Below are 16,673 nucleotides of genomic sequence, written 5' to 3'. Positions count from 1 at the left end.
GAGAAAAATTATGACTACAAATAGTGAATGGCAAGCGCGTAAAGAAAAAGCAATGGCAAGAGGACAAGGCAACCTTGCACCTGTATACATAGAGCGAGCAGAGAATGCTGAATTATGGGATGTAGAAGGTAATCGCTATATTGATTTTGGGTCTGGTATTGCAGTAACCAATACGGGACATTCAAACCCTAGAGTTAAAGCGGCAGCTATCGAACAAATTGAAAAATTCAGCCACACCTGTGTGATGGTTACACCGTATGATTCAGCAGTACAACTGGCTGAACAATTAAACGAATTAGCGCCCGGCAATACTCCTAAGAAAACAATCTTTGTGACAACAGGTGCAGAAGCGGTAGAAAACTGTGTGAAGATTGCGCGTGCGCATACGGGACGTCGTGGACTTATCGCATTTAACGGTGGCTTTCATGGCAGAACCAATATGACCATGGCGTTGACGGGTAAAGTAGCCCCTTATAAAAGTAAATTTGGTCCGTTCCCTGCCGAGATTTATCATGCTCCGTTCCCAAATGAGTATCACGGTATATCAGTAGAAGACTCATTAAAGGCACTCGAATTACTCTTTAAAGTAGAGATAGAAGCATCAGACGTTGCGGCAATTATCGTCGAGCCAATTCAGGGTGAAGGTGGATTTTACGTTGCTCCTCCAGAATTTATGCAAGCGATAAGAGCATTATGCGACAAGCATGGCATCGTTATGATTGCCGATGAAATCCAAACAGGTTTCGGTCGTACAGGTAAATTCTTCTGCAGTGAATACTCGGATGTTGAGCCAGACCTTATGACCACAGCAAAAGGTATTGCGGGTGGTTTTCCATTATCAGCAGTTGTTGGTAAAGCAGAAATCATGGATGCACCGTTACCAGGCGGTCTTGGTGGTACTTATGGTGGTTCACCAGTCGGTTGTGCCGCAGCCCTAGCAGTTATCGAGGTGATGAAAGAAGAAAACCTTGTGCAGCGTGCTAATCAAATAGGTGATCAATTCATCGAAAACATGAAAAAACTCCAGCAACAGTATCCAGATAGAATCGGAGATGTACGAAACAGAGGTGCAATGATCGCGATTGAGCTTGTGCAAAACGGAAATGCTGACGAGCCAGATGCTGACTTATGTAAGGCGCTTGTTGGTGCTGCAATGGAAAGAGGCTTGGTGTTACTTTCTTGTGGATTGTACGGCAATGTTATTCGTTTCTTACCGCCATTAACAATCTCAGATGAAATCATTGAGGAAGGCTTGGGAATTATTGCTCAGTGTTTTGAAGAATTGGTTGCAATGCATCAAGCGGCTTAGTTTTATTCTTTTTTAATAAGATGTTTAAACAAGGTGTTTAAACAAAGTGTTGAAATAAGATACCTAAATTAAACACAAAAAAAAGCCCGACTTAGATTCGGGCTTTTTTGTGTCTGTGATGTTGCTAAGTTTACGCATAAAAAAACGCCTTAAAGTGGGGGGGTGGGTTTTTTATGTTACTCTCCCCAAATTACTATAAGTCCAGTTATATTCTTAATTATAATACGCACAATTTTTGTCTATTTTCATTCATTAAAATAAAACTCTATGTCTACTACTCTGCCACGTATCATCTCCACTATTGCCAAAGAACTTTCTACGGTAAAACCAACGAAAGAAAGCCAGGTACAAGCCGCTATCGAGCTGCTTGATGATGGCGCAACCGTTCCATTTATTTCTCGTTATCGAAAAGAAGTCACAGGTGCGTTGGACGACACCCAACTGCGTCAATTAGAAGAGCGTTTAAAGTATTTGCGTGAGTTAGAACAACGTCGGGAAACTATTCTTAAAAGTATTGACGATCAAGGTAAGCTCACAGATGAGTTAACACTATCGATACAAGCAGCTGATACTAAAACTACTCTGGAAGATTTATATTTACCTTACAAGCCTAAGCGTCGTACCAAGGCCACAATAGCTATAGAATCAGGCTTGTTGCCGCTGGCTGATGCGCTTTATGAAAACCCAAATCTTGACCCAGAAGTTGAAGCTGAAAAATACCTGTCAAACAGCGAAGAAAATCCAGTTGCTGACGTAAAAGCTGCTTTAGAAGGGGCGCGTTATATCTTAATGGATCGCTTCAGTGAAGATGCTACCTTACTTGCCAGAACGCGCGAGTACATGGAAAACAATGCCTTGGTGATTGCCAAAGTCGCCAAAGGAAAAGAGCAAGAAGGCATCAAGTTTAAAGATTATTTTGATTACCAGGAGCCCTTCAAAAAAGTACCTTCGCACCGCGCACTCGCTATTTTTAGAGGCAGAAACGAAGGCATTCTTTTTGTCACCCTAGACGTTGATGCACCGGGCGAATTTGGTTTTACCCAACCTATGGAACATCCTTGCGAAAGAATGATCGCAGGTCACTGGAATATTGCAGATAATGGTCGTCCTGCCGATGCATGGTTATTACAAGTGGTAAGCTGGACGTGGAAAATCAAAATGCACATGCACATCAGTGGCGATTTGATGAGTCAACTGCGCGAACAGGCAGAAACCGAAGCAATTCGTGTTTTCTCTTTAAACTTGAAAGACTTACTACTCGCTGCTCCTGCTGGTCAGAAAGCAACTATCGGCTTAGATCCTGGTTTACGTACCGGCGTAAAAGTAGCGGTGGTCGATTCAACCGGTCAATACCTGGACCAAGGCACCATCTACCCACACGCACCTAAAAACCAATGGAATGAGTCAATTGCCACCATTGGCGCGTTAGCTAAAAAGTACAAAGCAGAATTGATTGCAGTCGGTAATGGCACCGCCTCACGTGAAACTGATAAGTTAGCGGGCGATATCATCAAGCAATACCCTGATTTACGACTCACCAAAGTGATGGTCAATGAAGCAGGTGCTTCGGTATATTCTGCGTCTGAGTTTGCCGCCAAAGAATTCCCGGATTTAGACGTAACAATTCGTGGCGCAGTATCGATCGCCAGGCGTCTGCAAGACCCATTGGCGGAGTTAGTTAAGATCGAGCCAAAATCCATCGGTGTTGGACAATACCAGCACGATGTGAATCAATACCAGCTCACAGACTCATTAGAAGCCGTCATAGAAGATTGTGTAAATGATGTCGGTGTTGACCTGAATACTGCATCCATGCCGTTGCTGAAGCAAGTGTCTGGCCTAAATGAAACTCTGGCGAATAATATTGTCGATTTTAGAAATGAACATGGCAGCTTTACCAGCCGAAAAATGCTAAAGGAAGTGCCTCGTATGGGTGCTAAATCGTTTGAGCAATCAGCAGGCTTTTTACGCATCATTTCGGGTAGTGAAAACCCATTAGATGCCTCTGGTGTTCATCCTGAAGCCTATTCTGTTGTAAAAGCAATCGCCACAAAAACAGGCAAAAAAATCAACGATATTATCGGCGATACTCAACTGTTGAAATCACTAAACCCAGCTGACTATGTCACCGAGAAATTCGGTTTGCCAACCATCACTGACATCATCGCAGAGCTAGATAAGCCAGGGCGTGATCCACGACCAGAGTTTAAAACAGCGAGCTTGAAAGATGGCATCGAAAAAATCAGCGACCTAAAAGAAGACATGATTTTGGAAGGTACCGTAACCAATGTGACTAACTTCGGCGCATTTGTCGATGTCGGCGTTCATCAAGACGGGCTGGTGCACATTTCATGTCTGGCAGATAAGTTTGTCGATGATCCGCACAAAGTGGTTAAAGCAGGGCAGATAGTGAAAGTAAAAGTGCAAGAAATTGACCTTCAACGCAAACGAATCGCTTTAAGCATGCGACTCACTGACAGCGCTAAAGACAAGCAAGAGTCAGGTCACAATGCTGGAGATAAGAAATCACAAAATGCGCGTAAGCCGAGCAACCAAAAACCAGGCGCAAATAAAAATGCTAATCAAAAGTCTGGTCAAAATCAGCGTGGCTCAAAACAAGCGCAAACCCCAAATAATGCTATGGCAGATCAGCTAAGTGCGGCTTTGAAAGGTGGGAACTTTAAAAAGTAACTTTCGTAGATTCTCGAAGTGCCAATAATCTACATCGATGATTATGAAGGAATCGTCGATGTAGAACTCTCTCATCTAGTATGTCATTTACAACGGCAAATATTTTATCTGGCTAATTTAAAAAAAGTGCCCGAAAGTAGGGGCGGGCCATTTAAATATTTAAAGATAGGTATATCTGGCTGCGTTATAGCGTGTTTTGCCAACTTTTAGTGAAAGTTCTCAGTTTTTTTAAATGTAATCAAAAAAGCGATTTAGATAATACCTTCCTGCTATTTCCTGTTTAGTGTTGTGCTAGAGTGATACGTGATTTGTATAAATATGAGAGGAAATTGAATGAAGCATGATGAAAACGCAGATATACAGCTGTTATGGCCAACACCAATGCTTCGTAAAAAGTTTAAACAGCATGAGCTTATCAATTCCAAATTAGCTGAATTATTTTATCAGCACATGCGTGAAGATAATCTACAGAGTACGCCTGTTTATGCGAGTTCTGACGATTTATTGATGCGTTACAACAATGATGCGTTGAATCAATTATTTTCTTTTATATCAGAATCTGTCTTTCAAGTAGCGAGCACTTTGAATGGCGATATGTGGAAGCATTGCGTTTCCAAAAAGATGAATATGAATGTCGTAGGAGCCTGGTTTCAAATACAGAATGGTTATGGATTTCATGAAACTCATAATCATGGTAATTGCAGCTGGTCAGGTGTTTATTATGTGCAAGTGGACGATGATGAAACACGCATGAACAATAAAGAATTGGGTGAATTGAATGGTGTCACTCGTTTTTATGGTCACCACATGGATTTGATTGGTGGTGGCTATATGGATTCAGGGAATCATTATATGCAATCCACCAGTTTTGATTCAAAACCTGAGGAGGGAGTGCTGTGTATTTTTCCTTCTCATCTCAAGCATACCGCTCTGCCTTATATAGGCGAAAAAGATCGTATTATTATTTCATTCAATGCCCAGATTCATGGTGAGCAAGGTGATGAATTGTATGATTATAGTTTTACTTGAGCGTTTTTCTTATATTAGGTCTATCCTTCTTCCAAGTGTTGGATAGACTACAATTCTAAACATTGCGCTAAAAATATTGCGGCGTATTGACCTTAATATCTAAGTTAATTGTTTTATATGTTTGATATTAAAAGGTATCTCTCTCTCATTATTTTAATGAAAGCATAATTTAAATCGATAGATCTATTTTTTTTTGCTATTTTCGATCAATGAAATAGGAGATGGCTTGTTTTGTCTTATGCTCAAACTGGCGTGAAGAAATATTCGTCGTTGTTATTTGTCTGGGTATTTTAATTATCAGGTATTGAATGACTTCAAAATTAATTATTTGTGTCATCGAAAAATATATATAGGAAATAGGATGGAGACGTTTCAACACAAATTACAAAAGTTTGAGCCTGGCATTATTTGGTTAGATGGGAAAAACAAGGTTCTTGCAATGAATGACATTGCGACTGATATTTTAGATATCGAAGGTGATGATGTTCTTGGTAAGCAGATTCTCCAATTTCACCCGGAAAAGAGCCGAGATAAGGTGTCTTGGTTGCTAGAGTCTTCTCGCTGTCCAGTTGAGTCTCCTCCACCTATGACGATGATGATTAACATCCCAGATAAGGTGTTATTGATTAAAGTAAGTAAAATGACTGGTGCTGGTGATTATACGGCTACCTGTATGGTTTTTTATGATCTTACAGATATTACAACGTTACCCATAAATGATAATAAAGGGGCCAATGCTGAGCTTCGCTTATTGTTTAAACTACCTATTTATTCGAACAAACAAGTCACCTTAATAGATTTGGATCAAGTGGTTTATTTAAAGGCAGATGGTCATTACACCGATGTTTCAAGTATAGATAATAGCTACTTGTGTAATTTGTCGCTTGCTGATTTAGAAGGGCGGCTTGATACGGACTGTTTCATTCGTATTCATCGCAGCTATATCGTAAATATTCGTTATGCCAAAGCCTTCAAAAAAGTGAATGATCAGTGCATGATTTTATTAGACGATAATGACGAAACAGAGATACCCGTAAGTCGAGGTAATGTACAAATGATAAAAGAATTGCTTGGCCTAAAATAATTCAGCTACTTTACTCCCTTTAATAGTATTAATTACATTGCGTGTAATTAATACTAACTTAATCTTTTTGTTAGTCTTTTTTCCGCCACTTCTACAAGATAATGTCACTCGTTTTTTCTCATGAAATTTAATGTATTCGCATTAAAAAATGACACTTTCATTTCTTTTTTACATTCTAAATCACATCTAAAAATAATATTTATTCATCAAATCATAACCATTCATTTCTCATGACGGTTATTCAAGTGGTTATTCTAACCACTGATTAATCTCACCTTGTTTTGTTTTCTAGTTGTTCCTAGGCTTATTGAGAAAGCAATTGAAAATTCTATAAAAATAATAATTGATAAAAAATAAGTTAATTTAAGGAGGTTCCATGATTCCAGAGCAGTTTGAATACTTTGCTCCATCTACCATAGATGAGGTGCTGAAGTTGATGGTGGAAAATGACGAGGCGAAAATTCTCGCTGGTGGTCATAGTCTATTACCAATGATGAAACTTCGGTTTGCCGAAGCGACACATCTAATCGATATCAACGGCGTTGAAGCACTAAAGGGGATTAGTGACAAAGGCGATCATATTCTCATAGGGGCAATGACCACTGAAAGCGAGTTGATCGTATCAGAGTTGTTGCAACAAAAATGCCCGTTGATTCCAGAGGCGGCAAAACTAATTGCAGACCCACAGGTACGAAACCGCGGCACCATTGGTGGAGATATTGCCCATGGTGATCCGGGTAATGATCATCCCAGTATCATGATGGCATTGGACGCGATCTTTGTTCTTCAAAGTCCTGATGGTGAACGCACTGTTCCTGCCAATAGTTTCTTTTTAGGAACCTATTGGACCGAACTTGGCGAGAATGAAATTCTTAAAGAAATTCAGGTTCCTGTGGCAAAACCTAATTCGGGTTATGCCTATACCAAACTAAAACGTAAGACAGGTGATTTTGCTACTGCGGCTACTGCAGTGATTTTAACTCTGGATGGGGATACTTGTTCAAGCATCAGTATCGTTATGACCAATGTCGGGCCGACGGCTCTTAAAGCTGAAGAGGCTGAGAATTTATTAACCGGAAAAGTCATTGATGAAAGTTTAATCGAGGAGGCTGCTGAAAAAGCGATGTCAATATGTGATCCCGCTGAAGACCTTAGGGGTGATGTTGAATACAAAACTCATATGGCCGGTGAAATGACTCGACGTGCCATTCGTATAGCATTGCAAAGAGCAAAGGGGGAAATATGAAAAAGACAGCAGTTTCATTTACGTTAAATAACGAACAAGTCGATGTATTAGTTGAGCCTCGTGAATTGTTGATTCATACCTTGCGAGAAAAATTATCATTAACAGGTAGTCATATCGGTTGCGAAACATCTCACTGCGGTGCTTGTACTGTCGATATGGATGGAATCTCAGTTAAGTCTTGTACCATTTTAGCCGTTCAGGCTAATGGCTCAGAGCTAATGACCGTAGAAGGTTTGGCGAGCGATGATGGTTTACACGCTGTTCAAGAAGGTTTTATGCAAGAGCATGGTTTGCAGTGTGGATTTTGTACGCCAGGCATGTTGATGAGATCTTATCGATTCCTTCAAGAAAACCCTAATCCTACAGAAGAGGAAATCCGTGTTGGTTTGTCTGGCAATTTATGCCGATGTACCGGATACCAGAATATTGTTAAGTCAGTTCAATATGCCGCTGAAAAATTACAAGCAAAAGAGGAGGGCTAAACATGAGTACTTCAGCTGAAAGTATTGAAAGAGAAGAAAAACTTCAGGGAGTCGGTTGCTCACGAAAGCGAAAGGAAGACCCTCGCTTTATTCAAGGCAAAGGTAACTATGTCGACGACATTAAAATGCCTGGTATGTTATGTGCCGAGATTGTAAGAAGTCCTTATGCGCATGCACGTATTATTTCTATCGATAAAACAGAAGCGTTAGCACTACCAGGTGTTCATGCCGTATTGACAGCAGATGACCTAAAGCCGCTTGACCTTCATTGGATGCCGACACTCGCGGGAGATGTTCAGGCAGTATTGGCAGATGAAAAAGTGGTTTTTCAAATGCAGGAAGTGGCAGTTGTCATTGCAAATGATCGTTATATCGCAGCAGATGCTGTGCAGTTGGTTAAGGTTGAATATGAACCATTGCCAGCGTTAGTTGATCCGCATAAATCTATGGACTCAGATGCGCCTGTTATACGTGAAGATCTCATCGGTAAGATGGACGGTGCGCATAGTAAACGTCTACATGATAATCATATTTTTACATGGGATGTTGGTGATAAAGAAAGCACGGATCAAGCATTTGAAGATGCTGAAGTAACCGTTAAAGAAAACATGTTTTACCATCGTGTTCATCCTTGCCCATTAGAAACCTGTGGCTGTTTAGCTTCCTTTGACAAAATTGAAGGCAAACTAACAGCTTATGTAACATCTCAGGCACCTCATGTCGTCCGCACCGTAGTTTCTATGCTGTCAGGTATTCCTGAGAGTAAAGTCAGGATCATTTCTCCTGATATCGGTGGTGGCTTTGGAAATAAGGTGCCGATATATCCCGGTTATGTTACTGCAATGGTGGCATCTATCGTTTTAGGTCGTCCTGTTAAATGGGTCGAGAGTCGTATTGAAAACCTAACCACAACAGGTTTCGCCCGTGATTGGCATATGGAAGGTGAGCTTGCTGCGGATAACGAAGGAAGAATAAAAGCACTAAGAGTTAATGTGTTAGCCGATCATGGTGCATTTGATGCTTGTGCTGATCCTTCAAAATTCCCCGCAGGCATGTTCCATATTTGTACAGGCTCGTATGATATTCCTAATGCTTACGCGAGAGTTGATGGTGTTTACACCAATAAAGCGCCAGGTGGCGTAGCCTACCGTTGTTCTTTCCGTGTGACTGAAGCGGTCTATGTGGTTGAAAGAATGGTGGATGTGCTGGCTCAAAAACTAGGAATGGATAAAGCCGAAATAAGATTGAAGAATTTTGTTAAGCCAGAACAATTCCCGTATCCAACGGCTTTAGGTGCAAATCTTGATAGTGGTGATTATCACACTGCGTTAAATAAAGTTCTTGATGCTGTTGACTACAAAGAGTTAAGAAAAGAGCAGGAAGAAAAACGCGCTAATGGCGAACTGATGGGTATCGGTATTGTGACCTTTACTGAAATCGTTGGGGCTGGTCCTAGTAAGTCTTGTGACATTCTGGGTGTTGGCATGTTTGATAGTGCTGAGATACGAGTTCATCCAACCGGCAGCGCATTGGCTCGTATGGGTACCATTACTCAAGGTCAGGCGCATCAAACCACATACGCTCAGATTATAGCTACTGAACTTGGAATTCCTTCTGAAGAAATTCAAATAGAAGAGGGTGATACAGATACAGCTCCTTATGGTTTAGGTACTTATGGTTCAAGAACTACACCAGTAGGTGCTGCAGCTACCGCAGTTGCTGCCCGAAAGATAAAGGCAAAGGCAGCAAAAATCGCCGCACATCTACTTGAAGTCAGTGATGACGATCTCGAATGGGATGTTGATCGCTTCAAAGTTAAAGGCGTTCCCGGTCAAGAGAAGACCATGAAAGATATCGCCTGGGCTGCTTACAATAACTTGCCTGAAGGTATGGAGCCTGGTTTAGAAGCGGTTGATTACTATGATCCACCGGAATATACCTACCCATTTGGTGCTTATCTTTGTGTTGTAGATATTGATAAGTACACAGGTGTAACAAAAGTACGTCGGTTCTACGCTTTGGATGACTGTGGTACTCGTATTAATCCCATGGTTATCGAAGGGCAAATACACGGTGGTTTAACAGAGGGATACGCGGTTGCGATGGGTCAGGAACTGTCCTTTGATCCTGAAGGTAATATTGAAGGTAATAGCTTAATGGATTACTTCCTGCCTACCGCAGTAGAGACACCTCATTGGGAGACTGATTACACCGTGACACCTTCGCCTCATCATCCATTAGGAGCCAAAGGTGTCGCTGAATCACCTCATGTGGGTAGTATTCCGACCTTCACCGCGGCAGTAGTTGATGCATTTGCCCACTTAGATGTAACTCATATGAATATGCCTCATTCCGCATATAGAGTATGGCAAAAATGTCATGAACTAGGTCTTGATAAGGCTAAATGATAAGTAACGCCTCGTCTAAGGCGAGGCGTTTTAAATTAAGGTTGATTAGAGAAGGTTATTAATGAAAGTTGACTTAGACAAAGTTTTTGAAATAGATGGTTCTGAAAAAAATACGTGGACCTTTTTACAGGATATTCCTGGCGTTGCTAGCTGTATGCCGGGAGCAGAAATCACCGAGCAAGTGGATGCCAATAATTATAAGGGCAAGGTAAGGGCGAAAGTAGGTCCAGCGACGATGTCTTTTGAAGGCGATATCGAAATACAAGAAATAAACGAGGAGAATAAATCCTTACACTTTATAGGCAAGGGGCAAGATACAAAGGGTACATCAGCAGCAGAAATGGACCTGACAGCTTCGGTAAGAAAAGGAGAGAGTGGAGCCACGGAATTAGTTGGTGTGGCGACAGTTACGGTCACAGGTAAAGTTGCTAACTTCGGCGGTCGTATGATGACGCAAGTGGCAGATCAAATTCTCAATCAATTTGGTAAGAACTTTGCGAATAATGTAGTCGCTATGGGGGAAGGTGAAAGTGCTGAGGAAGCCGCAAAAGTAGTCGCGGAACAGCCTAAAGAACTCAATGGTTTAGCATTTGCCTGGTCGATTTTTGTTGGCTATTTAAAATCTCTTTTCGGCAAATAAGCGGAAATGGATTTAATTATTATTCTGAGTTGGCGGTAGAAGTAATTCATGAGTAAGACAAATAAAATTAATGAATTTCAGAGTCAGTTAACTGATGTCGGATACATTTGTGAGCGAAGCCTGGCGTCATCTCTGGTACTAATGAAAAGCCTGCAACGTCCTATTCTCTTAGAAGGAGAGGCGGGTGTAGGTAAAACAGAGATTAGTCGAGCTTTATCAGAAGTGTTTGATTGCAAATTGATTCGACTTCAATGCTACGAAGGTTTAGATGTTAATACTGCTGTGTATGAGTGGAATTATCAGCGCCAAATGTTAGCTGTTAAGCTATTAGAGCAGTCAGAAGAACAGATTGATAAAACCGAACAGGAAATTTTCAGTAAAAAATATTTGTTGGAAAGACCGTTATTAAAAGCAATAACCCAGCAAAAACCTCCTGTGCTGTTGATAGATGAAATCGACCGCGCAGATGAAGAGTTTGAAGCCTATTTGCTGGAAGTGCTTTCAGATTTTCAAATTTCCATTCCTGAATTAGGGACTATTGAAGCGACAAGCAAACCCTATGTTATTTTGACGTCAAATGGAACACGCGAGCTAAGCGATGCGCTTAGAAGACGATGTTTGTATCACTATGTCGATTATCCGGATTTTGCAAGAGAGTTACGCATTGTTAATACTCGGGTTCCTGATATTGGTTTGCAACTATCGCGTCAAGTAGTGGGTTTTGTACAGAATTTACGACGAATAGATTTGCAAAAAAATCCCGGTGTTGCAGAAACACTGGATTGGGCCGCGTCTTTATTGAGCTTAGATATCAGCTCACTGGATGATGATATTGAAGCGATAAAAGATTCTTTGGTTTGTTTGTTGAAAACAAGAGAAGACAGCGAAGCGTTAGGATCTATGGAAATTGAACGTTTAGTCGCAAAAGTAATATGAGTCGAGACTTTTTAAGTGAAATAGAGCATTCATCAACAGCTGAAATTTTACAGGGAAGACTCATCGAGTTTATACAAATAGCTCGGAATAATGGATATCAGGCTGGAATTTCTGAGGTTATTGATGCTCAGGAAGTCGCGCATAGTCTTAACATTACACAGCCACAATATCTGCGTTGGGGTTTGCGTAGCTTACTTTGCAGTAATCAGAATGACTGGCAACGCTTTGATGATTTGTTTGACGCGTATTGGCTCCCATCTGCAAAGCAAAATTACCGGACTGAGTCAGTTGCAGGAGCACCTGTCGGTAAACGTGAATCAGTTGCCCGAGAAGCGGAGGTGAATGACGGAGAAGCCACTGATGTCGATCAAGCAGGACAGGGAGAAGGTGATGATGCCTTTGATGGTGGAGCACTAGAAGGAGCAAGCGGTCAGGAGTCTTTATTCAATGCTGATTTTCAGTTTATTACTGATGCTAAGCAAATGAGTGAGGTAGATGATTTAGTCGAGCGTTTAGCCAAGAAAATGCGTCGACGTATTATTAGACGACAGAAAATTCAGGCAAAAGGACGAAGGATAGACATTCGTAAAACGGTACGGAAAAGTTTACGTTATGGCGGTATGCCAATGGATTTAGCGTTTAGAAATAATCGCAAGAATCAGCCTAGATTAATTATTATTATCGATGTAAGCCGTTCCATGTCGCTATACAGTTATGTGTTTTTGCGTTTCGCAAGAGGCATAGTAAGTTCAATGCGTGATGCCGATGCTTTTGCCTTTCATACACGTATGGTGCACATCACCGGAGCTTTACATCAACCTAACCTGACAAAGGTTAAGACAAAACTATCATTAATTTCTGCAGGGTGGTCTGGTGGAACAAGGATAGGAGAATGCCTGGACAGTTTCCTTAATAATTATAGGCATCGCCTTAACTCGCATACTGTGGTGATGGTCGTTAGTGATGGTTTGGATACAGGTGAACCAGAGTTCCTTGCAAATAAGCTAGCTACAATCAGAAGCCAATGTCGAAAGGTAATCTGGTTGAATCCTTTACTTGGTCGTCCAGGTTATGAGCCAAAAACAGGAAGTATGTTAGCGGCTTTACCTTTTATAGACTTATTCGCCTCAGCACATAATGTCGAAAGCTTAAGCGCTTTAGAACCAGAGCTGATGAGAATTTAATATGAAGTTATTAAAATGATAGAAACAGACTCAATATTACTAAAAGCAAGCGAACTTAAAATTAAACGACAGCCCTTTGCATTAGTGACTGTTGTTCGCTGCGAATCTCCTACCTCTGCAAAACCTGGCGCTAAAGCTTTGGTTTTTGAAAGTGGTGAAATTCAAGGCTGGATTGGTGGAGGCTGTGCGCAGCCGGCCGTAATTGCTACGGTAAAAAAATCATTGAAAGACGGGCAGGGAAGACTCATTCGAGTTAGTCCAGACAAAGGCAAGTTAGTCGATGACGGTATTATAAATTTTGGTATGAACTGTCTTAGTGGAGGCACTTTGGATATTTTTATTGACCCCGTTATTCCAAAACCAGCATTGTTGATTATAGGAGCAGCACCCAGTGCCCAAGCACTTTCAATACTCGCACATCGAACAGGTTTTGAAGTCACAGCAATGTTTCCCGGTGCGAATAAAGAACTGTATCCCGATGCGATCGAAGTAATTGACGGATTGGACGCTTCTGCATTGAAATATAGTAATCCACCTTTTGTTGTTGTCGCAACTCAAGGCAAAGGAGATGAGGACGGTTTAAAGCAGGCGCTAGCAACCAACTCAGAATTCATTGGGTTTATTGCCAGTGAACGTAAAGCAAAGAAAGTAAAGGTCTCCCTTATCGAAAGCGGAAATGATAAAAACAAAGTGGATGCAATCATATCCCCGATTGGAATTGAAATAGGGGCAATAACGCCGGAAGAAATTGCATTGTCGGTAGTCGCAGAGTTAGTCAAAGCGAATCGAGGACTTGCGGCTAGTGCTTCATCAGTAGAAGAGGTTATAGCAGAGGAAAAGGCAACAGTAGAGGAAAAAACAGCCGAAGAAGCACCAAGCTGTTGTGGAAGTATGGGAAAAGATACCGTCTCATGAAATCTGTTTCTGCAATTTTGCTCGCTGCAGGTGAGTCTCGACGGATGGGTAAACCAAACAAATTAGAGTTGGATGCGAATGGCATCTCACTATTACGCCGAACAGCAAAAATTCTACTCGAATCTGAATTACAGGAGGTAGTCGTGGTAGTCGGTCATGAAGCCGATAAGACAAAATCACTGATATCCGGTCTGCCGCTAAAGATTGTGATGAATGATGACTATCAAAAAGGACAAATGAGTTCAGTGCATAAAGGCTTAGAGTCCTTAACTCAGGAAAGCGATGGTGTCATGATTTGTCTTTCAGATCAGCCGTTATTAGAATCATCAGACATAAACATCATTATAGAAGCATTTGAAAATCGCAGCAGTGGCTCAGTGCTTGTACCGACTTATCAAGGTCAACGAGGAAACCCGATAATTCTTGCACAAGAGCAAAGATCAGCGATCTTAAATGGTCAAAAAAACCTTGGCTGCAGACGGCTTATAGAAAAAAATCCAGAACTCGTGACATCCTTTGAGATGGATAACAATCACGTCGTTTTTGATCTGGATACCCCCGAAGATTACGCCGCTTTTCAACAAAACTCGAACCAGAAAAGCGATCAAAATAAACAGGCTAATAATAAATAATAACGCGCGATAGAGGATTAACGAAATGGCAAAAGAGATACTAGACGTATTAATAGAAATGAAAGCGAAAGGTGAACCTTATGCGGTTGCCACGGTAGTAGAAACCATAGGTTCAGTCTCCGCCAAGACAGGTTCAAAAGCAGTCATTGATCATGAAGGCGTTGTTGTGGGTGGATGGGTTGGCGGAGGTTGTGCCGAATCCACAAGCTGTGAAGCTGCCTTAGAAAGCATAAAAACCGGTCAAACAGCGGTTATTGATATTGATCTGGATGATGAAATCCTCGGTGCAGGCATGCCATGCGGCGGACACATGAGAGTTTATGTGGAACCTGTGATGTTAAAGCCTACGTTATGGATTATGGGTCATGGTCGGGTTGCCGAATGCTTATGTCATCTGGGAGATTTGGTAGGACTGAATGTTGTCGTCAATGACCCAATCGCAGATGAGGAACATTTTCCCGATGCAACCCAATTAATTACCGATGACATTATGTATGATCAATTGGCTCCTTTGCCAGATGACTATGTTGTTATAGCCACGCAGCATAAGGGTGATCACGAATCGATGACTCGGGCACTACAATCACAAGCTGAATATATCGCACTCATCGCGAGTCGAAAACGGTCTCGACTAGTATTGGACTATATCCGTAAAGAAGGCTTTTCTGAACACGATATAGGGCGCGTAATGGCACCATCAGGTTTAGATTTAGGTGCAAAAACACCAGAGGAAATTGCCTTATGCGTGATCTCTGAGTTAGTCATGGTACGTCGTCAAGGGACTGGTATGCGTATGCGCGATAAACTGGCAATGGAATCTCAAGAGCTGGCGGTAGCAGGATAAAGGATGAGCACTAATCCTTACATCAAACAAACGTTCAACACTCAAAAGCAGAGCGAGCTTATTCGTAAGGATTTTCCGTTATTGAATTTATACTCTGGAGATAATCAACTTCACTATTTGGATAACGCCGCTACTAGCCAAAAACCACAGCAGGTAATCGATGCTATTAGTGATTGCTATCAACGAGTCAATGCACCTGTGCATAGAGGGCTGTATGCGCTGGCTGACGAATCCACTACGACTTATGAAAAATCACGAAAGAAAGTAGCGCAGTTCATCGGTGCGCCACAATCAGAGCAACTGATTTTTACGCTTTCCGCAACCGAATCAATAAACATGGTCGCTCAAGGGTGGTTAAAACATCATTTGAATGCTGGCGATAAAGTATGGGTAACAGGCATGGAACACCATGCCAACTTAGTACCCTGGCAAAGAGTCTGTAAAGAAACAGGGGCTGAATTGTGCTTCATCGAGCTAACAGAAGATGGCAGTCTCGATTTATACAATGCGACAGAGTTGTACGGCGAAAAAACACGTTTCATTGCAATGTCTCACGTGTCAAATGTACTCGGTGTGATAAACCCAGTTAAAGAAGTAACCCAACGTGCTGCTCAAGCAGGTATTCCGGTATTGATCGATGCGACTCAGTCAGTCGGGCATATCCCTGTTGATGTGGTCGAACTAGATTGTGACTTTCTCGCATTTTCCGCACATAAAATGTACGGCCCTACAGGCATAGGAGCGCTCTACGGAAAGGCTGACAAACTGGCAACGATGGAACCCATGTTGCTCGGTGGCGGCATGGTCGATGAAGTGGGTGACTATGAAAGTAGCTGGGCTTCGCTTCCATCAAAACTTGAAGCTGGGTCTCCAAACCTTGCCGGTGCGATTGGCTTTGCGAGCGCCGTGGATTATATAGAAAGTATAGGCTTACAAACCATAGAATCCATTGTTTCTGAGCTCACCGAAAAAGCACTATCTGCGTTATCAAATATCAACGGAATTAAAATATACGGTCCATTAGATCTTGAGCGACGTGAAGGAATCATTTCATTCAATCTCGATGGGATACACCCTCACGATATAGCCCAGATTGCGGGTGAGAGTAATGTCGCCATCCGTTCAGGGCATCATTGTTGTCAGCCGTTGATGAGACGTCTGGGTGAAGTTGCAACGGTGCGTGCCAGTTTCGCACCCTATAATATTGAAGAAGAAATCAATGCTTTGCTCGAAGTTATCGACACCGCTCAAAGCATTTTCATGCCGCGTTGAT

General features: G+C 41.8%; 14 protein-coding genes. All 14 read left to right on the top strand.

The genetic code is table 11. The features are described from left to right. Positions 1-10: 10 nt before the first annotated feature. A complete protein-coding gene (gene gabT / locus OO007_RS10430; RefSeq protein ID WP_325808755.1) occupies positions 11-1,309 on the top strand; it encodes a 4-aminobutyrate--2-oxoglutarate transaminase in 1,299 nt (432 codons plus the stop codon). Positions 1,310-1,576: 267 nt separating this feature from the next. Then, complete coding sequence (locus tag OO007_RS10425) at positions 1,577-4,000, top strand: Tex family protein (RefSeq protein WP_325808754.1); 2,424 nt, start codon at positions 1,577-1,579, stop codon at positions 3,998-4,000. A 333-nt stretch (positions 4,001-4,333) separates the two neighbouring features. Continuing rightward, positions 4,334-5,029: a putative 2OG-Fe(II) oxygenase gene (locus tag OO007_RS10420; RefSeq protein ID WP_325808753.1), complete on the top strand. Its 696-nt coding sequence runs from the start codon at positions 4,334-4,336 to the stop codon at positions 5,027-5,029. 361 nt (positions 5,030-5,390) lie between these two features. After that, entirely contained in the window at positions 5,391-6,113 is a 723-nt protein-coding gene (locus OO007_RS10415) for a PAS domain-containing transcriptional regulator (RefSeq protein ID WP_325808752.1), read from the top strand. Positions 6,114-6,489: 376 nt separating this feature from the next. After that, complete coding sequence (locus OO007_RS10410) at positions 6,490-7,359, top strand: FAD binding domain-containing protein (RefSeq protein ID WP_325808751.1); 870 nt, start codon at positions 6,490-6,492, stop codon at positions 7,357-7,359. Continuing rightward, complete coding sequence (locus tag OO007_RS10405; protein WP_131907537.1) at positions 7,356-7,841, top strand: (2Fe-2S)-binding protein; 486 nt, start codon at positions 7,356-7,358, stop codon at positions 7,839-7,841. The genes OO007_RS10410 and OO007_RS10405 overlap by 4 nt, the downstream gene beginning before the upstream one ends. A gap of 2 nt (positions 7,842-7,843) precedes the next feature. After that, positions 7,844-10,249, top strand: coding sequence for an aerobic carbon-monoxide dehydrogenase large subunit (locus OO007_RS10400; protein WP_131907536.1), 2,406 nt, complete (start codon positions 7,844-7,846; stop codon positions 10,247-10,249). Positions 10,250-10,310: 61 nt separating this feature from the next. Beyond that, on the top strand, positions 10,311-10,889 hold the full coding sequence (locus OO007_RS10395; protein ID WP_131907535.1) for an SRPBCC family protein: 579 nt from the start codon (positions 10,311-10,313) through the stop codon (positions 10,887-10,889). Positions 10,890-10,937: 48 nt separating this feature from the next. Next, positions 10,938-11,825, top strand: a complete 888-nt coding sequence (locus OO007_RS10390; RefSeq protein ID WP_325808750.1) for an AAA family ATPase — start codon at positions 10,938-10,940, stop codon at positions 11,823-11,825. After that, complete coding sequence (locus OO007_RS10385; protein ID WP_325808749.1) at positions 11,822-13,009, top strand: vWA domain-containing protein; 1,188 nt, start codon at positions 11,822-11,824, stop codon at positions 13,007-13,009. Before OO007_RS10390 ends, OO007_RS10385 begins: the two co-directional genes overlap by 4 nt. Before the next feature lie 15 nt (positions 13,010-13,024). After that, the gene (locus tag OO007_RS10380) at positions 13,025-13,924 is read left to right on the top strand and encodes an XdhC family protein (RefSeq protein ID WP_325808748.1); all 900 of its coding nucleotides are present in this window, start codon (positions 13,025-13,027) and stop codon (positions 13,922-13,924) included. Next, positions 13,921-14,556, top strand: coding sequence for a nucleotidyltransferase family protein (locus OO007_RS10375; RefSeq protein ID WP_131907531.1), 636 nt, complete (start codon positions 13,921-13,923; stop codon positions 14,554-14,556). The genes OO007_RS10380 and OO007_RS10375 overlap by 4 nt, the downstream gene beginning before the upstream one ends. A gap of 25 nt (positions 14,557-14,581) precedes the next feature. Continuing rightward, entirely contained in the window at positions 14,582-15,400 is an 819-nt protein-coding gene (locus OO007_RS10370; protein WP_131907530.1) for an XdhC family protein, read from the top strand. 3 nt (positions 15,401-15,403) lie between these two features. Further along, a complete protein-coding gene (locus OO007_RS10365; protein ID WP_325808747.1) occupies positions 15,404-16,672 on the top strand; it encodes an aminotransferase class V-fold PLP-dependent enzyme in 1,269 nt (422 codons plus the stop codon). The last annotated feature ends 1 nt before the right edge of the window (position 16,673 follow it).

It is taken from the genome of Cocleimonas sp. KMM 6892 (assembly GCF_035798195.1).
In the GTDB taxonomy this organism is placed as follows: Bacteria; Pseudomonadota; Gammaproteobacteria; order Thiotrichales; family Thiotrichaceae; genus Cocleimonas; species Cocleimonas flava.
The sequence above is the reverse complement of the archived record's forward strand: the minus strand, read 5'-3'. Positions and strand labels throughout refer to the sequence as shown.